This is a genomic window from Streptomyces sp. NPDC039462, assembly GCF_055639375.1.
The window spans coordinates 1-22,174 of record NZ_JBVKAO010000012.1 but is presented as its reverse complement, the minus strand read 5'-3'; the positions used below and the strand labels follow the sequence as shown (position 1 = coordinate 22,174).

Annotated in this window: 13 protein-coding genes; all 13 read right to left on the bottom strand. The window is 72.3% G+C overall.

What is annotated here, in order from left to right:
- Positions 1-29 precede the first annotated feature (29 nt).
- The 13 genes from ahcY to ACZ7LU_RS39635 all read right to left on the bottom strand — a co-directional run bounded on the left by ahcY (position 30) and on the right by ACZ7LU_RS39635 (position 21,762).
- Positions 30-1,493, bottom strand: coding sequence for an adenosylhomocysteinase (ahcY, locus tag ACZ7LU_RS39695; protein ID WP_471919629.1), 1,464 nt, complete (start codon positions 1,491-1,493; stop codon positions 30-32).
- Complete coding sequence (metF, locus tag ACZ7LU_RS39690; protein WP_398312986.1) at positions 1,471-2,376, bottom strand: methylenetetrahydrofolate reductase [NAD(P)H]; 906 nt, start codon at positions 2,374-2,376, stop codon at positions 1,471-1,473. Before metF ends, ahcY begins: the two co-directional genes overlap by 23 nt.
- Complete coding sequence (gene metH, locus ACZ7LU_RS39685) at positions 2,373-5,882, bottom strand: methionine synthase (RefSeq protein WP_471919628.1); 3,510 nt, start codon at positions 5,880-5,882, stop codon at positions 2,373-2,375. Before metH ends, metF begins: the two co-directional genes overlap by 4 nt.
- The gene (locus tag ACZ7LU_RS39680; protein ID WP_471919627.1) at positions 5,879-6,862 is read right to left on the bottom strand and encodes a carbohydrate kinase family protein; all 984 of its coding nucleotides are present in this window, start codon (positions 6,860-6,862) and stop codon (positions 5,879-5,881) included. Before ACZ7LU_RS39680 ends, metH begins: the two co-directional genes overlap by 4 nt.
- Before the next feature lie 651 nt (positions 6,863-7,513).
- Positions 7,514-8,740 (bottom strand): methionine adenosyltransferase, encoded by a 1,227-nt coding sequence (gene metK, locus ACZ7LU_RS39675; protein WP_468318522.1) that lies wholly within the window; start codon positions 8,738-8,740, stop codon positions 7,514-7,516.
- A gap of 416 nt (positions 8,741-9,156) precedes the next feature.
- The gene (locus ACZ7LU_RS39670; protein ID WP_471919626.1) at positions 9,157-10,746 is read right to left on the bottom strand and encodes an AMP-binding protein; all 1,590 of its coding nucleotides are present in this window, start codon (positions 10,744-10,746) and stop codon (positions 9,157-9,159) included.
- Between the two features lie 623 nt (positions 10,747-11,369).
- On the bottom strand, positions 11,370-12,008 hold the full coding sequence (wrbA, locus tag ACZ7LU_RS39665; RefSeq protein ID WP_471146693.1) for an NAD(P)H:quinone oxidoreductase: 639 nt from the start codon (positions 12,006-12,008) through the stop codon (positions 11,370-11,372).
- An 83-nt stretch (positions 12,009-12,091) separates the two neighbouring features.
- On the bottom strand, positions 12,092-13,228 hold the full coding sequence (locus tag ACZ7LU_RS39660) for a class I SAM-dependent methyltransferase (RefSeq protein ID WP_471919625.1): 1,137 nt from the start codon (positions 13,226-13,228) through the stop codon (positions 12,092-12,094).
- The gene (locus ACZ7LU_RS39655) at positions 13,225-14,382 is read right to left on the bottom strand and encodes a DegT/DnrJ/EryC1/StrS family aminotransferase (protein WP_471919624.1); all 1,158 of its coding nucleotides are present in this window, start codon (positions 14,380-14,382) and stop codon (positions 13,225-13,227) included. Before ACZ7LU_RS39655 ends, ACZ7LU_RS39660 begins: the two co-directional genes overlap by 4 nt.
- 5 nt (positions 14,383-14,387) lie before the next feature.
- Positions 14,388-15,005: a cupin domain-containing protein gene (locus tag ACZ7LU_RS39650; RefSeq protein WP_468563841.1), complete on the bottom strand. Its 618-nt coding sequence runs from the start codon at positions 15,003-15,005 to the stop codon at positions 14,388-14,390.
- Between the two features lie 503 nt (positions 15,006-15,508).
- Positions 15,509-16,576 carry a type III polyketide synthase gene (locus tag ACZ7LU_RS39645; protein WP_468088341.1) on the bottom strand — a complete coding sequence of 356 codons (1,068 nt, stop codon included), beginning with the start codon at positions 16,574-16,576 and terminating at the stop codon, positions 15,509-15,511.
- A 2,345-nt stretch (positions 16,577-18,921) separates the two neighbouring features.
- On the bottom strand, positions 18,922-19,974 hold the full coding sequence (locus ACZ7LU_RS39640; protein ID WP_471919623.1) for an aromatase/cyclase: 1,053 nt from the start codon (positions 19,972-19,974) through the stop codon (positions 18,922-18,924).
- A gap of 966 nt (positions 19,975-20,940) precedes the next feature.
- Positions 20,941-21,762 carry an AfsR/SARP family transcriptional regulator gene (locus ACZ7LU_RS39635; protein ID WP_398311668.1) on the bottom strand — a complete coding sequence of 274 codons (822 nt, stop codon included), beginning with the start codon at positions 21,760-21,762 and terminating at the stop codon, positions 20,941-20,943.
- Positions 21,763-22,174 lie beyond the last annotated feature (412 nt).

The following is a 22,174-nucleotide window of genomic DNA, read 5'->3' as shown; positions in this document are numbered from 1 at the left end:
TCGGCGGCCGGCCGGTGGCCGGCCGGGGGTCAGTAGCGGTAGTGGTCGGGCTTGAAGGGGCCCTCGACCTCGACACCGATGTAGGCGGCCTGCTCCGGGCGCAGCGTGGTCAGCTTGACGCCCAGCGCGTCGAGGTGGAGGCGGGCGACCTTCTCGTCCAGGTGCTTGGGCAGCACGTAGACGCCGGTGGGGTACTCCTCGGGCTTGGTGAACAGCTCGATCTGGGCCAGCGTCTGGTCGGCGAAGGAGTTGGACATCACGAAGGACGGGTGGCCGGTGGCGTTGCCCAGGTTGAGCAGACGGCCCTCGGACAGCACGATCAGCACCTTGCCCTCGGGGAAGGTCCAGGTGTGCACCTGCGGCTTGACCTCGTCCTTGACGATCCCCGGAATCGCGGCGAGGCCGGCCATGTCGATCTCGTTGTCGAAGTGGCCGATGTTGCCCACGATCGCCTGGTGCTTCATCCGGGCCATGTCCGAGGCCATGATGATGTCCTTGTTGCCGGTCGTGGTGATGAAGATGTCGGCCGTCTCCACCACCTCATCCAGCGTGGTCACCTGATAGCCGTCCATCGCCGCCTGCAGCGCGCAGATCGGGTCGATCTCCGTGACGATCACCCGGGCACCCTGGCCGCGCAGCGACTCCGCACACCCCTTGCCCACATCGCCATACCCGCACACCACCGCGGTCTTGCCGCCGATCAACACGTCGGTGGCGCGGTTGATGCCGTCGATCAGCGAGTGCCGGCAGCCGTACTTGTTGTCGAACTTCGACTTGGTCACCGCGTCGTTCACATTGATCGCCGGGAAGAGGAGGGTGCCCTCGCGGTGCATCTCATACAGGCGGTGCACGCCGGTGGTGGTCTCCTCGGTCACCCCGCGGATCTCCGAGGCCAGCTGCGTCCACTTCTGCGAGCCCTCGCTGATGGTGCGGTTGAGGACCTGCAGGATCACGCGGTGCTCGTCGTTCTCCGCCGTCTCCACCGCCGGGACCTTGCCGGCCTTCTCATACTCCACGCCCTTGTGGACCAGGAGGGTGGCGTCGCCGCCGTCGTCCAGGATCATGTTCGGGCCGCCGGTGGGGGTGTTCGGCCAGGTCAGCGCCTGCTCCGTGCACCACCAGTACTCCTCCAGGCTCTCGCCCTTCCAGGCGAAGACCGGCACACCCTGCGGGTCTTCGGGGGTGCCGTTCGGGCCGACCGCGATCGCCGCGGCCGCGTGGTCCTGGGTGGAGAAGATGTTGCAGGAGACCCAGCGCACCTCCGCACCCAACGCCACCAGCGTCTCGATGAGGACGGCGGTCTGCACGGTCATGTGCAGGGAGCCCATGATGCGGGCCCCGGCCAGCGGCTGGGAGGCGGCGAACTCCTTGCGGATCGCCATCAGACCGGGCATCTCGTGCTCGGCCAGAGTGATCTCCTTACGGCCGAACGCCGCCAGGGAGAGGTCGGCGACCTTGAAGTCCTGGCCGTCAGTGGTGGGCTGCGAGGTCATGCGGGGTGCTCCTTGAGTTCGTGACGTTGCGGTGGATCTCGAGCGTGGCCGTCGAGCGGTTGAGGGTGATGTAGTGCAGTCCGGGGGCGCCTTCGGCCAGCAGGCGCTGGGCCATCGCGGTGGCGTGCTCGACGCCGATGCGGTGTCCCTCGGCGGGGTTGTCGCGGGCGGCCTCCAGGCGGTGGGCCAGGGCCTCGGGGAAGGCGGCGCCGCTGAGTCGGGCGAAGCGGCTGATCTGGCGCACGTCGGTGGCCGGCATGATCTCCGGGATGATCGGGGTGTCGCAGCCGGCGGCGGCCACCTTGTCGCGCAGCCGCAGATAGTCCTCGGTGTGGAAGAACATCTGGGTGATGGCGTAGTCGGCGCCCGCGCGGCACTTGGCGACGAAGTGGCGGATGTCGCTGTCCCAGTCCGGTGAGCGCGGGTGGCGTTCGGGGAAGGCGGCCACTCCGACGCTGAAGTGGCCCGACTCCTTGACCAGGCGCACCAGTTCGTGGGCGTGGGTCAGTCCCTGGGGGTGGGGGATCCAGTCGGCGCCCGGGTCGCCGGGCGGGTCGCCGCGCACCGCCAGCACGTCGCGCACGCCCGCGTCGGCGTACTGGCCGATGATGTGGCGCAGTTCGGCCACCGAGTGCCCCACGGCGGTCAGGTGGGCGACCGGGCGCAGCGTGGTCTCGGCGGCGATGCGTTTGGTGACCTCCACGGTGCGCTCGCGGGAGGAGCCGCCGGCGCCGTAGGTGACCGAGACGAAGGCGGGGGCGAGGGTTTCGATGCGGCGGATGGTGCGCCACAGCGCGGTGGCCGCGGCCGGGGTCTTGGGCGGGAAGAACTCGAAGGAGAAGGTGGGGGCGGCCTGGTGGATGAGGTCGCGCAGGACGGTCATGGCCGGCCTCCGGCGTTGAAGTAGCTGGCCTGGGGGTGGTGCAGGACGATCGCGTCGGTGGACTGCTCGGGGTGCAGCTGGAATTCCTCCGAGAGCTGGACGCCGATCCGCTCGGGCCGTAGCAGGGCGGCGATTTTGGCGCGGTCGGCCAGGTCGGGGCAGGCGGGGTAGCCCAGGGAGTAGCGGCAGCCCTGGTACTGGGTGCGGAACATGCCCTCGGGGGTGTCGGGGTCGGCGCCGGCGATGCCCAGTTCGGCGCGCACGCGGGCGTGCCAGTACTCGGCGAGTGCCTCGGCCAGCTGGACGGACAGGCCGTGCAGTTCGAGGTAGTCGCGGTAGGAGTCGGCGGCGAACAGCTCGGCGGTCGCTTCGCCGATCTTCGAACCGACGGTGACCACCTGCAGCCCCACCACATCGGTCTCCCCGGACTCCTCGGGGCGGAAGAAGTCGGCCAGGCACAGGCGGCGGCCGCGGGGCTGGCGGGGGAAGGTGAAGCGGGTGTGCTCGGCGCCTGCCTCGTCCAGCAGGATCAGGTCCTCGCCCTTGGACACGCAGCGGAAGTAGCCGTGCACGACGGCGGCTTCCAGCAGGTTCTTGGTCTGCAGCTCGTCCAGGAGACCGCGCAGGCGGGGCCGCCCCTCGCGCTCGACGAGTTCTTCGTAGGTGGGGCCGGTGCCGGTGCGGGCCTGCTTGAGGCCCCACTGGCCCTTGAACAGGGCGCCCTCGTCCAGCCAGGAGGCGTACTCCTTGAGCTGGATGCCCTTGATGACCCGGGTGCCCCAAAAGGGCGGGGTGGGCACGGGGTTGTCGGTGGCCACATCCGAGCGGGCCGGCTGCGGTTGTTCGGTCACCTCCAGCACGGCGGTGGCGGCCTGGGCGGGCACCCGGCGCTGCTTGAGCTCGGGCAGAGCGGCGCCGGGCACGCCGCGCTTGACCGCGATGAGCGCGTCCATCAGCCGCAGCCCCTCGAACGCGTCGCGCGCATAGCGCACTTCGCCCTCGTAGATCTCGTGCAGGTCCTGCTCCACATAGGCGCGGGTCAGCGCGGCGCCACCGAGGATGACGGGGTAGTCGGCGGCCATCTTGCGCTGGTTGAGCTCCTCCAGGTTCTCCTTCATGATCACCGTGGACTTCACCAGCAGCCCCGACATGCCGATCACGTCGGCCTTGTGCTCCGCCGCCGCATCCAGGATGGCGGCGACGGGCTGCTTGATGCCGAGGTTGACGACGTTGTAGCCGTTGTTGGACAAGATGATGTCGACGAGGTTCTTGCCGATGTCGTGCACGTCCCCGCGCACCGTGGCCAGCACGATGGTGCCCTTGCCCTCGGCGCCCTCGACCTTCTCCATGTGCGGTTCCAGGTGGGCCACCGCACTCTTCATGACCTCGGCGGACTGCAGGACGAAGGGCAGCTGCATCTGGCCGGAGCCGAACAGCTCCCCGACCACCTTCATGCCCTCCAGCAGGGTGTTGTTGACGATGTCCAGGGCCGGGGTGGTCTGCAGGGCCTCGTCCAGGTCGGCTTCCAGGCCGTTCTTCTCGCCGTCGATGATGCGGCGCTGCAGGCGCTCCTCCAGGGGCAGGGCGAGGAGTTCCTCGGCCTTGCCGGCCTTCATCGACTTCGTCGAGACGCCCTCGAAGAGTTCCATGAGCTTCTGCAAGGGGTCGTAGCCCTCGGCGCGCCGGTCGTAGATGAGGTCGAGGGCGGTGGTGACCTGTTCGTCGTCGAAGCGGGCGATCGGCAGGATCTTGGAGGCGTGCACGATCGCGGAGTCCAGGCCGGCCTTGACGCACTCATCCAAAAAGACGGAGTTGAGCAGGACGCGGGCGGCCGGGTTGAGGCCGAAGGAGATGTTGGACAGGCCCAGGGTGGTCTGCACGTCCGGGTGGCGCTTCTTCAGCTCCCGGATCGCCTCGATGGTGGCGATGCCGTCGCCCCGGGATTCTTCCTGGCCGGTGCAGATGGTGAAGGTCAGGGTGTCGATGAGGATGTCCGCCTCATGAATGCCCCAGTTCGACGTCAGGTCGGTGATGAGGCGTTCGGCGATGGCGACCTTGTGCTCGGCGGTGCGGGCCTGGCCCTCCTCGTCGATGGTCAGCGCGATCAGCGCCGCCCCGTGCTCCTTGGCCAGCGCGGTCACCTTCGCGAAACGCGACTCGGGCCCGTCGCCGTCCTCGTAGTTGACGGAGTTGATGACCGCCCGCCCGCCCAGCTTCTCCAACCCCGCCTGCAGCACCGGCAGTTCGGTGGAGTCCAGCACGATGGGCAGGGTGGAGGCGGTCGCGAAGCGGCCGGCGAGCTCGGCCATGTCGGCCACCCCGTCCCGGCCTACATAATCGACACACAGATCCAGCATGTGGGCGCCCTCGCGGATCTGCTCGCGCGCGATTTCCACACAGTCGTCCCAGCGGCCCTCCAGCATCGCCTGGCGGAACTTCTTCGACCCGTTGGCGTTGGTCCGCTCCCCGATCGCCATATAGGCGGTGTCCTGGCGGAACGGCACCGTCTGGTAGAGCGAGGCGGCGCCGGGTTCGGGGTGCGGGGTGCGGGCGGGCGGGGTCAGGCCGCTGACCCGCTGGACGACCTGGCGCAGGTGTTCGGGGGTGGTGCCGCAGCAGCCGCCGACCAGGGAGAGCCCGTACTCGCGGACGAAGGTTTCCTGGGCGTCGGCCAGTCCGGCCGCGTCCAGGGGGAAGTGCGCGCCGTCCTTGGTCAGTACCGGCAGGCCGGCGTTGGGCATGCACAGCAGCGGGACGCGGCAGTGGCGGGCGAGGTAGCGCAGGTGTTCGGTCATCTCGGCCGGGCCGGTCGAGCAGTTCAGGCCGATCATGTCGATGCCCAGCGGCTCCAGCGCGGTCAGCGCGGCGCCGATCTCCGAGCCGAGCAGCATGGTGCCGGTCGTCTCGAAGGCCAGCGAGCACACCAGCGGCAGGTCGAGGCCGGCGGAGCTGAGGGCGCGGCGGGCGCCCAGCAGGGAGGCCTTGGTCTGCAGCAGGTCCTGGGTGGTCTCCACGATCAGCGCGTCGGCGCCGCCGGCGATGAGTCCTTCGGCGTTGGCCTGGAAGCCGTCGCGCAGGGTGGTGAAGTCGGTGTGGCCCAGGGTGGGCAGTTTGGTGCCGGGGCCGATCGAGCCGAGGACCCAGCGCGGCCGGCCGGTCAAGGCGGTGAACTCCTCGGCGACCTCGCGGGCGATGCGGGCGCCGGCCTGGGACAGTTCGAAGATGCGGTGGGCGATGTCGTACTCGCCCAGCGCCGCGTGGTTGGCGCCGAAGGTGTTGGTCTCCACGCAGTCCACGCCGGCCGCGAAGTACTCCTGGTGCACCGAGCGCACGATGTCGGGGCGGGTGACGTTCAGGACCTCGTTGCAGCCCTCGAGCTGCTGGAAGTCGTCCAGGGTGGGGTCCTGGGCCTGGAGCATGGTGCCCATCGCGCCGTCGGCCACCACCACGCGGGTGGCCAGGGCCTGGCGCAGGGCGTCGGCGCGCTGTTGCGGGGTGCTGCTCATGCGGTCCTCGCGATCTGCGCCTCCAGGACGCGGGCCGCGCCGGGGCCGTAGGTCTGCTCGATGCGGGCGATCAGGTCGGCGGGGATGAGCTTGTACTCCTGGGTGCCGACCGATTCCAGGACGGTGGTGGCCAGGGCGCAGCCGAGCTGGGCGGCGCGTTCGTGGGGCAGGTTCCAGGCGGTGCCGGCCAGGAAGCCGGAGCGGAAGGCGTCGCCGGCGCCGGTGGGGTCGGCGATGGTGTCGGTGGGGACGGCCGGCACGGGCAGTTTGGGGCAGCCGGCACGGGCCAGGGACACGCCGCCGGCGCCCAGAGTGGTGATCCAGGTGCCGACCCGGTCCAGGAGGTTCTCCTCGCTCCAGCCGGTGCGCTCCATCAGCAGGGCGGCCTCGTATTCGTTGGTGAACAGCCAGCGGGCGCCGTCGACGAGCCGGCGGGCCTGCTCGCGGTCCAGGCGGGCCAGTTGCTGGGAGGGGTCGGCGGCCACCGGGATGTCCAGGCGGTGGGCGGTGGCGGTATGGCGCAGCATGGCGGCGGGGTCGTCCGCGCCGATCAGGACGAGCAGGGGCGGGCCGGTGCGCTCGGTGACGGCGGCCAGGTCGATGTGGGCGGCCTCGGCCATGGCGCCGGCGTAGAAGGTGGCGATCTGGTTCTGGTCCTGGTCGGTGGTGCACACGAAGCGGGCGGTGTGCAGGGTGTCGCTGACCTGGACGGCGGAGGTGTCCACGCCGTGTTCGCGCAGCCAGGTGTCGTACTCGGCGAAGTCGCGTCCGGCCGCGCCGATCAGGAGGGGGTCCAGGTCCAGCAGGCCCAGCCCGAAGGCGATGTTGGCGGCGACGCCGCCGCGGCGCACCTCGAGCCGGTCGGCGAGGAAGGACAGGGAGACCCGCTCCAGCTGCTCCTTGATCAGCTGCTCGGCGAAGCGTCCGGGAAAGACCATCAGGTGGTCGGTCGCTATCGATCCGGTCACGGCGATACGCACGGAAAGGCACTCCTTGAAGCTGGGGTCGGCGCTGGTGTGGGGTGCGGCGCCGGGGTCGGTCGGCGCCAGGGTCGGCGTCCGGCCGGCGCCGGTGTCAGCGTCGGGTCGGCGCCGGTGTCGGCGCCGGGTCGGCGCTGGAGGGGAACGCGGCGGCGCACGAAGGCGGCGCCCCGCGGGAGACGAGGGGTCGGACGCGGGGGGGGTGGCAGGGCTCGTAGGAGAGGGGGGCGGGGGCGGCGGGCGGCGGCCTTGCCGGGTGCGGGGTCCGGTGGGCCTGCGCGCGCCGGGCCGGGCACCACCCGCCTTTGTCGGGTACGGCGCCCGGGGCGGGCCCGCGCGCGGGCGGGCGCCGCGCCGCCGGGAACGGGGCCGGACACCGCCTGGCGGACACCGCCGCGCGGGCACCGCCTTGCCGGTTACGGCGCCCGGGTTGTGCCCGCGCCCGGGGTCCGGGCACCGCACCGTCGGGTACGAGGGTGCGGGGTCGGCCCGCGCCCGGAGCTGGGCATCGCACCGCCGGGGCGATGCCCGGGGCGGGTCGGCGTGCGGCCGGGCACCACAGCGCGGGTACGGCGCCCGGCCGGGGCCGGCGCGCGGGGCCGGGCACCGTACCGGCGGGTGCGGTGCCCGGGCGGGCCGGCGCGCGGGAGCTCAGCCTGTTTCGACTGCCTTGCGCAGGTCCTCGGCGCGGTCGGTGCGCTCCCAGGTGAGGTCGGGCAGTTCGCGGCCGAAGTGGCCGTAGGCGGCGGTCTGCGCGTAGATGGGGCGCAGCAGGTCCAGGTCGCGGATGATGGCGGCCGGGCGCAGGTCGAAGACGGCCGTGACGGCCCGTTCGATGTCGGCCTGGGGGACGGTGGCGGTGCCGAAGGTCTCGATGAACAGGCCGACCGGTTCGGCCTTGCCGATGGCGTAGGCGACCTGGACCTCGCAGCGGGTGGCCAGGCCCGCGGCGACGACGTTCTTGGCGACCCAGCGCATCGCGTAGGCGGCGGAGCGGTCCACCTTGGAGGGGTCCTTGCCGGAGAAGGCGCCGCCGCCGTGGCGGGCCATGCCGCCGTAGGTGTCGACGATGATCTTGCGGCCGGTCAGGCCGGCGTCGCCCATCGGGCCGCCGATCTCGAAGCGTCCGGTGGGGTTGACGAACAGGCGGTAGTCGTCGGTGTCCAGCTTGATGCCGTCCTGGGCGAGCTGGGCCAGGACGTGCTCGACGACGTGGGTGCGCAGGTCGGGGGTGAGCTGGTCGTCCAGGTCGATGTCGGCGGCGTGCTGGGAGGAGACCACGATGGTGTCCAGGCGCACGGGCCGGCTGCCCTGGTACTCGATGGTGACCTGGGTCTTGCCGTCGGGGCGCAGGTAGGGGACGGTGCCGTCCTTGCGGACCGCGCTCAGGCGGTGGGAGAGGCGGTGGGCCAGCTCGATGGGCAGCGGCATCAAGGTGGGGGTCTCATCGGTGGCGTACCCGAACATCAGGCCCTGGTCGCCGGCGCCCTGCTTGTCCAGCTCGTCTCCCTCCGCACCGGCCGCGGCGCCTTCGACGCGCTGTTCGTAGGCGGTGTCGACGCCCTGGGCGATGTCGGGGGACTGCGCGCCGATGGACACCGAGACGCCGCAGGAGGCGCCGTCGAAGCCCTTGGCCGAGGAGTCGTAGCCGATCTCCAGGATCTTGTTGCGGACCAGGGTGGCGATGTCGGCGTAGGCGGCGGTGGTCACCTCGCCCGCGATGTGCACCTGGCCGGTGGTGATGAGGGTTTCGACCGCGACGCGGGAGGCGGGGTCCTGGGCGAGCAGGGCGTCCAGGACGGTGTCACTGATCTGGTCGGCGATCTTGTCGGGGTGACCCTCGGTCACGGATTCCGAGGTGAACAGGCGACGGGACATGACTCTCCAGGGCGAGCGAAGGAACAAAGGAAACAAGTGACTTGATGGCTTGATGGCTTGGCGGCTTGATGGCTTGGCGGCTTGGCGGCTTGGCGTTTGTGCGGCGCCGGTGTCCTGGCCGTGGCCCTGCGCCGCGTTCCTCGAAAGGCCGGGCCGTTGGCCCGGGCCGCGCGCGGGCGGGAGCGGGTGGCCGGGCCCCGCCCGGCTGCCTCGCGCGGCATGCCTCCCGGGTCCCGGGGGCCTGCGTGCAGCGGGTTTCCGGGCCGCGCGCGCCCCGCCGCGCGTGCGGGCCAACTGCCGCGGCAGGGGCGGGGCTTCGCCCGGCGTACGGGGGGGGTGGGTGAGCGTCCGCCGCTCCCCCGCCCCGCCCGCACCCGGGTCCGGCTCCCGGGGCCGGGCCCGAGGTGGGGCGGGGTTCAGGCGGTGTCGGTGAGGCGTTGTTGGAGCTGGTGGGACAGGGCGATGCGCTGGACCTTGAGGGTGGCGGTGCGCGGGAGTTGGGCCTGGGGGATGTGGACGGGGTCGGCGAGCTGGGGGAAGTCGGTGACGGCGGCGCGCCAGCGGGCGGGGTCCAGGGGGGTGTCGTCGGTGGTGCAGATGACCGGGGTGGGTTCGTCGCCGGGGCCGGGCACCACGACCAGTTCGCTCAGTTCGGGCAGGCGGCCAAGGACGACGTCCTCGACCTCCAGGGAGCTGCGGACTCCTTCGATCATGTCGACTTCGCGGTCGAGCATGTGCAGGCAGCCCAGTTTGGTGCGGTAGCCGACGTCACCGGTGCGCCACCAGGCGCCGTTGCGGTTGGCGTCGTAGCGGTCCTGTTCGGCGAAGTAGGTCTTGGCCAGGCCGGGCCAGGCGACCTCGATGAAGCCGGGGTTCTTCGGGGAGGGGGGCTGGCCGTTGCGGCTGACCACGCGGACCCTGGCGGCGCCGTAGGGCATCGCCCAGCCCACGCAGCGGCCGTTGGCCTTGTGGGCGGAGGTGCGGAAGTAGGCGCGGCCCACCGCCGGGCCGACCTCGCTTTGTCCGTAGATCTGGAAGAACAGGGCGCCGGGCCGCCGGGAGGCGTTCAGCAGCCGGCTCATGGTGCGCGGGTGGATGGCGTCGAAGGTGCTGCTGAAGACCTTCACCGAGGCGAAGGGCCGGCGTGGGTCGCCGGCCAGGTCCTCCCAGTCCATCAGGGAGTTGGGCAGGGCCTCGACGAAGCCGGGCCGGTGGGCCAGGAAGTGTTCGGCGACGCTGTCGGGGTCGGAGTCGTTCAGCAGCAGGATGGGCAGCTGTTTGAGCAGGGCCAGGGACATGGCCGCGACCATCCGTGAGTGCACGAAGGGGATGTGGATCGCGACGGTGTCTTTCTTGCGCATCAGGGCGAGCAGGCGCCACTGGGGCACCAGGCGGATGCCCTGGGTGCGGGGGGTGTGCACGACGAGTTTGGGCAGTCCGGTGGTGCCGGAGGTGTGGGTGATGACCGCGGCCTCGTCGATGGGCCGCACCACCGGGGTCACGCGCGGCGCGTGCGCCAGGTCGGCCAGGGACTGGGTGCCGGGCCGCTCGCCGGCCACGATCAGCACCCGGCGGGTGAGGTGGTCCAGGTCCTCCTTGGCCAGGCCGGCGTCGAGTTTCGCGGTGTCGGTGAGCAGGGTGGGCTGCTGCAGGCGGGCCATGAGGGCGGCGATGGTCGCGGCGTCCAGGGCGGGCGAGAGCATCACCGGGACGGCGCCGATGCGGGAGGCGGCCGCGCCCAGCATCCAGATGTCGGCGTTGGCGCTCTTGTGGATGACGATGCGTTCGTCCGGGCGCACCCCGGCCGCGGCCAGGCGGGCCGCCAGATCGTCCACGGCGTCGGCGAACTGGGCGACCGTCAGGCGGCGGCCGGTGCGGGGCAGCACGTCCAGGTCGTGGTCGAGGGTGATCGGCGCCGAGCCGTTGGCGGCGGCGGCCATCTGGGGCAGCAGGCCCAGGTGCAGACCGCGTTTTTGGATCGAGGCGTAGAGCGTGGAGCCCTTCATCGGGGCTGTCTCCTTTGCGGGTTCACGGGGCAGGCGGGCCCGCCCGGTGTTGGCCGGGCGGGCCGGGGCACGGGCGGTGGGGCGGCGCGGGAGCAGGAGCGGTGGTGCCAGGTGGCCTCACAATGTGCGGGGCTGTCTCGTCGGACCCGGTGAGGCGGACGCGGGGCGGCCGCCGCCGCGGAAAAAAGGGGCCACACCGGCCCCCTCTCTTCCCCGGTGCCGGTGGCCGCCCGCGGGCCGCGTCACGGCGCCCGGGGGCGCCCCCTCGGACCGGTTTCTGCCACCGGCCGTGCCCCCGGCCCCGCCCGCCGGCACCGGGCGGGCCCGCACGGTTTTGACCGAGACCGCGCGGGCCCGCCCGGACCGGCCGCCCAGGACGGTCACCCGGCCGGCCACCCGGTCCGGCCGCCCGGAGCGGCCCTCCTGGACGGCTGCCGGGACCGTCGCCCGGGCCGGCTGCCCGGGGCCGTCGGTCCGGGGCGTGTGACGGCGCGCCGGCAGCAGAGGGCAGCGGCAGACAGCCAGGAGGGCAGGCGGACGGGACCGGAGGACCGGAGGGACAGGCGGTGTGATGCGGCGGAGTGCGGTCCGGCGGGCGGGGGGTGGGCCCCCGGGGGGGGGACTCAGAGGGCGGTGCGGCCGGCTTTGAGGGCGGCGGCGGTGTCGACGACGCGGCGGGCCTGGTGGCGGGCGGCCTGCAGGGCGATGTCGCCGGGGGCGCCGTCGCCGGCGACGTGCGAGGTTCCATACGGGTTGCCGGACTGGAACTGGATGGGGTCGGTGTAGCCGGGGGGCACGATGATGCCGCCCCAGTGGTAGAAGGTGTTGGACAGCGCCAGGATGGTGGATTCCTGGCCTCCGTGGGCGGTGTTGCTGGCGGTGAAGGCGGAGAACACCTTGCCGGCGATCTTCCCTTCGAACCAGAGGGGGCCGGTGGTGTCGATGAAGGCCCGCAGCTGGCTGGCGGGGTTCCCGAACCGGCTGGGGGTGCCGAACAGCACCGCGTCCGCCCAGGCCAGATCGTCATGGCTGGCCTCGGCGATGTCACCGGTGGCCTCGCGGTGCTGCACCCAGGCCGGATTGGCGCTGATCGCCGCCTCCGGGGCGGTCTCGGCCACCTTGCGCAGCCGCACCCTCGCACCCGCCTTCTCCGCGCCCTGGGCGATGGCCTGGGCCAGAGCGTGCACGGTGCCGGTGGCGCTGTAGTAGATGACGGCGACGTTCACAGGTTCCACGGCTGATTTCCTTAACGTGTCGGGCATGTTCGCGTGCGTTTGCGTGCTCGCGTGCGCGTGCAGGTGCGTTTGCAGATGCGGATGCGGATGCGGGTGTATGGGGGGGCGGGTCAGCGGGCGATGACCAAGGTGGCGGGCGGTGCGGCGTGGAAGGAGACGTCGCTGAAGCCGGCCTTGGTGAGCCAGGCGTGGTAGTCCGCGCGCCGCCAGGTGCCGCCCTGCTGGGACTTCAGGAGCATCTCGGAGGCGAACAGCAGCGGGAAGGCGGGCCCGGAGCGGTCGTCGTCGACGACGTAGTCGCAGACCACCAGGGCGCCGCCGGGCTTGAGGGCGTCCTTGAGGCGGGTGAAGACCGCGATGTTGTCCTCGGGGCCTTCCTGGTGGGCGATGTGCGAGTACAGCGCCACGTCGTAGCGGCCGGTGCCGAAGTCGGTGGTGTGGAAGTCGCCGTCGATGCAGGTGAAGCGGTCGCCGACGCCGCGGTCGGCGAGCAGTTTGCGGGCGATGGCGTTGATGGGTTCCCAGTCCAGCTGGGTGGCGCGGGCGGCGGGGTTGGCCTCCAGCCAGGTGGCGGAGTAGATGCCCGAGCCGCCGCCGACGTCCAGGATGGAGATGGCGCCGGCCCCGGCCAGGCCCAGCACGTCGGCGGCGACGGCGGCGGCGGGGACCGACTGGGCGGCGATGGCGGGCACCACCTGGCCCCAGTGCGGATTGTCGGCGACTTCGGTGGTGGGGTCGCTGACCGGGCCGCCGGCGCGGACCACCTCGGGCAGGGCGGTGAGCTTGCCCATGTGGGTGAGCTTGAGGCGGGCCATCTGGGACAGGTCGGCGGGCCGGCCGGTGACCAGGTAGGCGGAGGCGGCGGGGGTGTTGCGGTAGCGGCCCTGCTCGAGGGTGAGCAGCCCGATGCTGACCAGGCCGTCCAGCAGGGTCTGGGCGCCGCGTTCGGAGATCTGCGCGCGCTGGGCCAGCTGGGCGGCGTCGTGCGCGCCGGCCTCCAGGTGGGTGAACAGCTGGTGCTCGGCGGCGGCGCCCAGGATGCCGGTGGACCAGTAGCCGTTGATCAGCCGCAGGACGGTGTCCGGACCGGCATCCGGACCGGACTGCGCCCCGGCGGCAGGGCCGGTGTCCGGGCCGGACTGCGCCCCGGCGGCAGGGCCGGTGTCCGGGCCGGACTGCGCCCCGGCGGCCGGGCCGGTGTCCGGGTGGGCGGGTGTGGTGGCGTGGGTGGGCTGGTGCTCGCTCATGCGGTTCCTCCCCGGCCCGCGGGGGCCGCGTGGGTGCGCAGTGCGCTGCGCAGGACGGTGACGACGCGCTCGACCTGGTCGGTGCTGAGCTCGGCGTGCATGGGGATGGCCAGGTGGCGGGCGAACAGGTCGGCCGAGACGGGGCAGGCCTGCTTGGCCGCGAAGACCGGCTGCAGGTGGCTGGCCCAGGTGCCGTGGCCGCAGCCGATGCCCTGGCCGCGCAGGTCGGCGGCGAGCGCGGCCCGATCCACCGAGGGGTCCAGGGCCACCAGGTAGGACTGCCAGGCGTGGGTGCGGTCGGCGGGCACCTGGGGCAGGCTCAGCAGTTCCTCGCCGGCCAGGAGTTCGGCGTACTGGGCGGCGACCTGGGTGCGCCGGGCCAGCAGTTCCTCGATCCGGCCCAGCTGCACCTGCAAGATGGCCGCGGCGATGTCGGAGAGCTTGAAGTTGTAGCCGACCTCGGTGAACTCCGGGATGGGCAGGCCCACGATCTTGGACTGGTCGAAGATGCTGCCGATGCCGAAGGAGGAGCGCAGCCGGGCATCGGCGGTGACGGCCGCATCGGCGGCCAGCAGGGCGCCGCCCTCGCCGCAGCTGGCGCCCTTGCGGCCGTGGAAGGACAGGCAGGCCACGGGGGCCAGCGCGCCGGCCGGGCGGCCCTGGTAGGTGGCGCCGACCGCGCAGGCGGCGTCCTCGATGAGGAACAGGCCGTGGCGCTGGGCCAGCGCGCTCAGCTCGCGGTAGTCGGCGGGCAGCCCCACGGTGTCCACCGCGATGATGCCGACGGTGCGCGGGGTGATCAGGTCGGCGACCGCCTGCACGTCCAGGGTGTGGGTGTCGGGGCGTACGTCGGCGAAGACGGGCACCGCGTCCAGGTAGCGCACCGCGTGGGCGGGGGCGGGGAAGGTGTAGTCGGCGACGATGACCTCGTCGCCGCCCTGCACGCCCAGGGCCAGCAGCGCCAGGTGCAGGGCGGCCCCGCAGTTGCTGACGGCCACCGCGTCCATGGCGTAGCGCTGGGCGAGCTGGGCCTCCAGGGCCTTGCCGCGGGGGCCCTGGCCGGCCGGCCAGCCCGAGGCGAACACCTCGGCGACGGCGGCCAGTTCCTGCTCGCCCAGGCTGGCGTGGACCAGGGGGACGGCACTGTTCTTCACGGCACTCACTTCTCGCCCTCCCCACCAGCAGCAGCGCCAGCAGTGGCGGCGGTGCCGGGAGCAGGAGCAGCGGGGACAGCGGGGACGGCGGGGGCGGGGGTGGTGGTGGGCGGCTGGTAGCGCAAGGGGGTGAGTTCCTCGACGTCGTAGCGTTTGCGCATCTCCTCCACCGCGGCGGGATCCACCGTGGTGCCGCGCGCCCAGATCTCGGCGATCTCCTCGAAGTAGTGCTCGTGATCGGGCGAGGGATAGCTCTGGAAGAGCATCTTGACCGGCTTGTCGGTGGCGTTGCGAAACGCGTGCGGGGTGCCGGGCGGCACGAACATGCAGCCGCCCTCGGCGGCCTTGATGACCCGCTCACCGCTGGCCGAACGCCAGTGGTGCCAGGTGTCCTTGGTGCGCTCGGTCGGCTCGAAACACATCAGGTCCAGCTCGCCCTCCAGGACGTAGAAGAACTCCTGGGACTCGTGGTGGACATGCGCGCCGACATCGAAGCCGGGCGGCACGACCACCTCGAAGATGGAGATGGACGAGCCCTGCGCCTGGGTGGCCTTGAAGGTCACTTCCTGCGCCGGAGTGATCAGCTTGCGTCCCTGGCCGGGCGGAACGATCAGGCCAGTCATAGGGTGGGTTTCCTTCTTCTCGTACGGACAACTCGCCTGGCCGGCGGACGGGCCGGCGGGTGGGCGGACGGGCCGGCGGGTGGCGGGTGGGCGAAGGGGCGTCGGGCCTGCCGGCTGCGGGCACAGGGGCACCACGCCGCCACCGCTGCCGCTGCCGTGCGGGCCGGTACACCCGCGGGGCGGGCGTACGGGCACCTGCCGCCACCGCTGCCGGTACTGTGCGGGCCGGCACACCGGCCGGCCGGCGGGGCGCGCGGCCAGCGGGCCGCCAGTGCGGGCGGGCACACCGGCCGGGCTGCGGGCGGGTGTAGAGGCACCATGCCGCCGCTGCGGCAGGCACACCCGCGGGCGGGCGCGCGGGCACCGGGCCGCCGGTGCGGCGGAGGGGCACCGCGCTGCGCGGGCGGGACTGCGGATGCGGGGGCGGTGGGCGGGGCGGGCGTCACCGCAGTCACGCCACCACGCCGTCACACCGTCACACCGTCACGCGTTACGCCGTCGTCTCAGCCGGCGGCGGGCGGGGTGTCGCTGCTCCAGCGGCCCAGCGCCATCTCGGCGGTGATGCCGGGGCCGAAACCGGCGATCAGGCCGGTGGCGTCGGGCATCGGGGTGTCCTCCTCGAACAGGCGCAGCGCCGCGTCCAGGACGACGGCGCTGGCGATGTTGCCGTACTCGGTCAGCGTCGCCCAGCTGTGGCGGAACACCTTGCGGTCCACGTCCAGGAACTTGGCCAGGTCGTTGAGGATGCGCGGGCCACCGGCGTGGACGATGTAGAAGTCGAGGTTGGAGGCGTCCCAGCGGTGCCCGGCGGCGAACTCGCGCAACACCGGCGCCAGCGGCTCCATGGTGCCCGGCACCCGCCGGTCCAGCTGGAAGTGGAAACCGGTGTCGCGGACCGCGTAGGAGATCCAGTCCTCGGTGTGGGGGATGAGGTAGGAGGAGTTGGCCTCCAGCTCGATGCCGGTGCCGCCGATGCCGCGCACCACGGCGGCCGCGACCGCGTCCCCGAACAGGCCGTCCGAGAGCAGCGAGCCGATGTCGTCCATGTCGGGCTGGTAGCACAGCGAGCACAGCTCGCAGGAGACGATCAACACGTTGCTGCCGGGGTGGGCCAGGCAGAAGTCGTGGGCCCGGTTGATGGCGGCGCCGCCGGCCGCGCAGCCCAGCTGCGCGATGGGGATCTGGCGGGTGTCGGAGCGAAAGCCCAGCTGGTTGATGAGCCAGGCCGTCAGCGAGGGCATCAGGAACCCGGTGCACGACACGTAGATGATCGCGTCGATGTCCCGGGCGGTGACCCCGGCGTTGGACAGGGCCTCCTCCACCACCTCGGGGGTACGCTTTTTCGACTCGGCCTCGTAGATGCGGTTGCGTTCGGTCAGGCCCGGGTGCTTGAGGGTCTGCTCGATGGGCTGCACGATATGCCGCTTCTGCACCCCCGTGTTGCGGATCAGTCGAAGTGCCAGGGGAAGCTGCGGTTTTCCGGCATGGACCCGCTCGGCGAAATCCAGCGTCTCTTCCGCCGTGATGACGTATTCCGGCACACGCACTGACGGCTTGCATAGCCTCGGCATATCGGGAATCCACTTTCTCTAGAGTCTGCCTTCTGCACGTGAAGAAGCTTGTGCGCGCTCCCGGTGCCGCCCGCTTCGGCGACGGCAAGGGCAGCGGTGACGGCCTGGGCCGCGCCGCCTTCGCCGGCCCCGGACCCCGCCCCCCTGACAAATCCGGGAGACGGTGCCCGGCCACCAGGGAAGGCGGCACGAGAGGAACAACCCGGCCCACAAGCCCGGCCGACATACCAGCCGACCGGGCCCGCGAGCCGGGACGGCATACCAGCCGACCGGGCCCGCAGGCCGGGACGGCATACCGGCCGGGCCCGCGAGCCGGGGACGGCTTACCGGCCGGGCCCCGTTCCGGCACGACCGCGAGAGGCGGCCGGGCAGGACACGCCCTGCGGCCGGGCGGGGCACGGATCCGGGATACGGCCGGGCGGGGCACGGCTTATCGCCGGGCGGGGTATCGGATCAGCGGGGTACGGCTGGGCGGAATAGAGGTTCGGGTTCGGATCCGGGTTGCGGCTTGGTGGGTTACAGCCCACGGGCCGGCGGAGTACGGGTTAACCGGCCGGATAGGGGTAGAGGTTGACGGGGTACGGGTTGACCGCCGGGCGGGGTAGGGCTTGCGGCTTGCGGCCTGGCGGGGCACGGCCGGCCGCTCGGGGCGGTTTGACGGACTGCAACTGCGGCTTGGGCGCTGGGACCAGCCGCTGGACATGACCGCTTACGGCCTGACCGCTGGGCGGATTACGGCCGGCCACAGAGACCGGCCGCGGGACGACTGCCGCTCACGCCGTGCGGCTGGGCGCCGGAGCTGGTCGCCTGAGGCGGCAGGAGTGCTGGAGCTGGTCGTTCGGGACGGCATACGGCCGGCCGCTGGACGGCTGCCGCTCGCGGCTCGCGGCCTGGGCGCTTGCGGCCTGCCGTGGGCGGAATGCGGCGGGTGACAGAGGGGCCCGACGGCCCGAGGGCGTGCGGTGCAGAGCCGACGGGGTGGCGCTGATGGCGTACGGCAGCCAACGGGGCGGGGCCTTGCGACCCACGGCACGCCGCACACCGGGCACGCCCGGTCAACGGCACGACAGAGCACGGAAGTCGACCGGTTGGGCACACAACTACGCATACCGGCCGGGCAGTTGCGCGGCCGCCAGCAGCCGGACAGGCCAAAGACTGCGGGCGGACTACGGCGTGCCGCGCGCCACGTACTGCGGGCCGGACGAGAACCCCCTCCCCCGCCGCCTTCCTCCGCCACCCGCGCCCGGGCCACCACCCGGACCAGCCGACCGGCCACCGGAGAACAAAAAAGAACGGGTACGGCGAAGCGGGCCGGGCACACCGGATCCCGCCCCACCATCCGCACTCTCCGCCCACCGCCTACGGGAGGAAGGGACCCCGTGAACGCCCGTGAAGAACCAGCCCGGTTACGCGCATACGCCGCCCGACCCCTGTCATCCCGCCCTCCCCCGGCCGCACGGATATTGGGCACCGGACGACCGGAAAAAGAGACAAAAATTCCCGCCGCGGGCCGTACGCCGGTGACGCCGGGCGTTAGGGCATACGGGCAGAGAAATACGGAAGGGGAACCGGGCCGCAGGAGGCATGGATTCAACATGGCCCGCAAGGAGGGGCGGCGGATACGACACTCAACCCACCGCCTCAGAACCGGCTTTGGGCAGGGAAGTCGTGCGGAAATAGTGACACGGATGGCGTCCGCACACCAAGGGACTCCGAAAGTGACGTAGGTCACGGCACAAGGCGCCGTGCGCGGCACCCGAGACCACCGCCCGACCGACGGCCCGCGGAGCCCCCACCTCCACATCCACCCACCACCGAGCACGAGTTGACCCCCGCAGGGCAGGAACAGGGGCGGGATCCGGGGGCGGAGAGGGTGCCCCCGGGCGACGACCTGAAGGCGTGGCGTCCCGTGGTGGCCCCGGGGGGCTGCGGAGGTGTCCCGGGCCCCGGGGGGGGCTCAATGCCGCCCGTACGCCGAGGCCTTGCGGCCAGAGCCGCCCCCAAGGGCAGACCTGGAAGCCCAGCACCCGACACCCAGGGGGCGGGTGGCTCAGTACCGCCCGCAAGCCCGGGGGCCGGTCCAGGGGGAGAGCTCTCGCGCCGGAGGCGCGGTCAGGGGCGTCCGGGCCGGGCCCCGGCCAGGGGCAGAGCAGGTCCGGTACGGAGGACCGCCGTGAGGCATACAGACCCGCAGGATCCCCCCGCCCGCCGGGCCCCCACAGTCACCCGCCGCCGGCGGTCCGGGTGCGGCAACCAGGGCGCAGCACAACGGGATGGGGCGGACCGGGCGGCGGACCGGGCGCAGCGCAACGGGACGGGACGGGGCGGGAGGGGGCGGGGGCGGGTCAGAGGACGCGGATGGCGGACTCGGCGTGGCGGCGGGCCAGGTGCAGGATCTGCAGGCTGTCGCGGCCGAGTTCGGCACGCACCTGCCGGCGCGCCTCGGCCAGCCCGGTCCCCGCGCCAAGAACCCGCTCGACGGCGTCCTCACGCACGATGGCGTGATGCTGGGCGACCACGGTGACACCCCTCTCATCGGGCAGAACCGACCACTCCCCGCAGTGCGCGGCCAGCAACGGACGGGGCACCGTGGCCTTGTGCACAATGCGCCCGGCATGCGGAAAACAGATACGGATCCCCGCCACCGTAGGACCCACCCCCGCACCAGGACCAGGACCGCCGGGACCAGCACCGGGGCCGCCGGGACCAAGACCGGGACCGCTGGGGGCGGCGCCGCCGGGGCCGGGACCAGTGCCGGGGCTGTCGAGGGCGGGGGTGGGGGTGGGGGCGGCGAGGTCCAGGGCGACTTTCTGGATACCGGCCTGCGGCACTTCCACCGCGGCCCGGCGCACATGCGGCAGCTGGCCGGGCCAGTCCGCCACCTCATACAGGAAGGCATACACCAGCTCGGCCGGCCCTTTGACCCGCACCGTCTCGGCAAAAGACAGCGCCAGCTCATCCAGACGCCCCCACCGCTCGGCCAGGAACTGCAGACTGCGCAGCGCCGAACGGCTGTTGTCGGCCGTCACCTCCGCCAGCCACACCGCATCCTGAGGCCGCTCCCGCGCAGCGGTGAACTCATGCTCCAACGTCAGCCGGCACCGCCCCTCCCCCAGCGCCAGCACACTCCACCGCCCGGTCATGGACGTCGCAGGCGCCATCAACGGACCCTGACGGAACGTGATACAACGCCGCGCCGCGTCCTGCACCCGGTGGGAAATCCACGAGGCCACCTGCCCATCGGCCAGCGACCACACCCGCAGCCGCTCATGCACCCCATCAAAATCCAGCCGCTGCGCATACACCGTGCGCGGCAGATACAACGGCCAACGCTCCGGATCCGCAATCAACGCATAAGCAACCGACGCGGGCGCAGCCACCTCAGCGGTATGCGTCAACCGGTGGACACCCTCACCGGACACCAAACCCCCCTCTCACCCACACCAACAACACCCATCCCCCACCCCAACCCCGGCCCACACCAACAACACCCATCCCCCACCCCAACCCCGGCCCGCACCAGCCCCAACCCCGGCCGGCACCATCCCGGCCGACCACAGCACAAAGCCACCACAACCCCCCCACCCGCCCCGCGCCGGCCCTTACCCGTGCCAGTCCTACCGTGCCGGTCCTGCCGCTCCAGCCCCGCCGCGGCCTCGCGCCGGGCCGGCCGTGCCACCCCAGCCCCACCCCGCCGTGAGCCCGCGACGTGCCGGGCCCCGAGCGGACCAGGCAGGCACCGATGCCTGCCAGCGTCGTGCCACCCCAGCCCCACCCGCCGCGGGCCCGCGTCATGCGCCGGGCCCGGTGCGGACCGGGCCGGCACCGATGCCTACCGGCGGGACACCGGGCCCGCACCGATGCCGGGTCGGCGGGACGGGGACGCGGGACCGGCGGCGGGGTGGAGACCAGCCCGTGGCGTGCGGGCCCGCCCACCCGGGCCGACCCCCACCCCGCCCCGCTCCCGAACCCGCCCGCCTGTCCGGGCGCCGACTCGGCCTGCCGGGCCGACGCCCGGACACAACCTGCAGACGCCCGGGGAAGAGGCCGGGCCCAAGGCCCTGGATCACGCAAAGAGACCGCTCACGCCAGTGTGGCCGCACCCGCTCGACCCAGGCCCGCACCCGGCTCGAGCCCACCCGCGCCCCGGCCAGCAAAAACCCCCAACACCCTCCCCCCCCCACCACGCCAGCACACCGCAGGCAGTGCACCACGGACAGCACACCGCCGGCAGCGCACCACGGGATGCACCGGCACGCATGCACGGCAGTGCACCGCAGGGGTACAGCGGTGCACTACGACGTACTGTGCGGGGGGGGCGACTGCGCGGTGAGCGGGTGGGCGGGTGTGCGGTGGCGGGGCGGTCAGGCGGCGTAGAGGTCGAAGGTCGAGCTGCGCCGCGGACCGGCCACCACATCCAGCTGCGGATCAACAGCCAGCATGGCCTGGTGCAGCCGCTGCACCTGCGGCGAAGGCTCCACCCCCAACCCCTCGATCATCCGGATCCGCAGCTTGCGGTAGATCTCCAACGCCGACGCCTGCCGCCCCGACCGGTACAACGCCACCATGGCCTGCGAATGCAGCCCCTCATGCTGGGGATAACGAGCCGTCAACTCCGTCAGCTCGGCAATCAGTTCGGAATGCCGGCCCAGCCGCAGATCCGCATCGATCCGCCGCTCCACCGTCCCCAGCCGGGACTCCTCCAGCCGCAGCACCTCGATCTCCAAAATCGGCCCCACCCGCACATCCACCAGCGCCGGCTCCCGCCACAACGCCAGCGCCCGGCGGAACCGGTCGGCCGCGGTGACATCATCCCCGCCCTCGAACGCCGCCCGCCCCTCCGCGGCCAGCCGCTCATACTGGTGCACATCCACACTCTCGGCCGGTATCTGCATCAGATACCCGCCATGCCGGGTCGCCAGCACCTCCTTGGCCGCACCCGGAGCATCCGGCCCCAACGCCGTCCCCAGATGCCGCCGCAACTGCAGAATGTACGTCTGCAACGTCGTCAGCGCACTCTGCGGCGGCGCCGTGCCCCACAACTCCTCCATCAGCGTCGGGACCGGCAACACCTGACCCGGGTAGAGGGCAAAAAGAGACAGAATCTGCCGCGGCTTACTCGCCGTCGGAACAATCGATCCCCCGTTGACCTCGGCGCTCAACGGACCCAGAACCTGAATCTTCACGGGACTCCTCCGTACATCGTCGAGTTCCTGCACTGCACCGCACCACCACCACACCACCACCCCGAAAACCCCCACCCCCCAAACGCCTCGATAGACAACCCAACCCCACACCACCCACACCACGAACAGCGCGGACAGCACACGACACGAGCAGCACGCCCGGCACGAGCGGCACACGCGGCACGGGGGCCCACGCACCACACACGACACGGCCAGCACACACCGCTCACGCGGCATACGCGGCGCAGACAGCATCCGCACGGCACAAGCAGCACACACGGCACGAGCGGCCCACACGCCACGCACGGCATACACGGCACAGGCAGCATCCGCACGGCGCGGGGCAGCACACGCACTCACCCGCCCGCCGCAGACCTCACAACAGACGACCCACGCCACAACAGGGCACGCA

What these genes read in the sequence shown, in the direction of transcription:
- ACZ7LU_RS39650 (WP_468563841.1), bottom strand. Translation starts at nt 15,005, where the DNA reads ATGACTGGCCTGATCGTTCCGCCCGGCCAGGGACGCAAGCTGATCACT.
- wrbA (WP_471146693.1), bottom strand. Translation starts at nt 12,008, where the DNA reads ATGCCCGACACGTTAAGGAAATCAGCCGTGGAACCTGTGAACGTCGCC.
- ACZ7LU_RS39645 (WP_468088341.1), bottom strand. Translation starts at nt 16,576, where the DNA reads ATGCCGAGGCTATGCAAGCCGTCAGTGCGTGTGCCGGAATACGTCATC.
- metF (WP_398312986.1), bottom strand. Translation starts at nt 2,376, where the DNA reads ATGACCGTCCTGCGCGACCTCATCCACCAGGCCGCCCCCACCTTCTCC.
- ACZ7LU_RS39660 (WP_471919625.1), bottom strand. Translation starts at nt 13,228, where the DNA reads ATGAGCGAGCACCAGCCCACCCACGCCACCACACCCGCCCACCCGGAC.
- ACZ7LU_RS39670 (WP_471919626.1), bottom strand. Translation starts at nt 10,746, where the DNA reads ATGAAGGGCTCCACGCTCTACGCCTCGATCCAAAAACGCGGTCTGCAC.
- metK (WP_468318522.1), bottom strand. Translation starts at nt 8,740, where the DNA reads ATGTCCCGTCGCCTGTTCACCTCGGAATCCGTGACCGAGGGTCACCCC.
- metH (WP_471919628.1), bottom strand. Translation starts at nt 5,882, where the DNA reads ATGAGCAGCACCCCGCAACAGCGCGCCGACGCCCTGCGCCAGGCCCTG.
- ahcY (WP_471919629.1), bottom strand. Translation starts at nt 1,493, where the DNA reads ATGACCTCGCAGCCCACCACTGACGGCCAGGACTTCAAGGTCGCCGAC.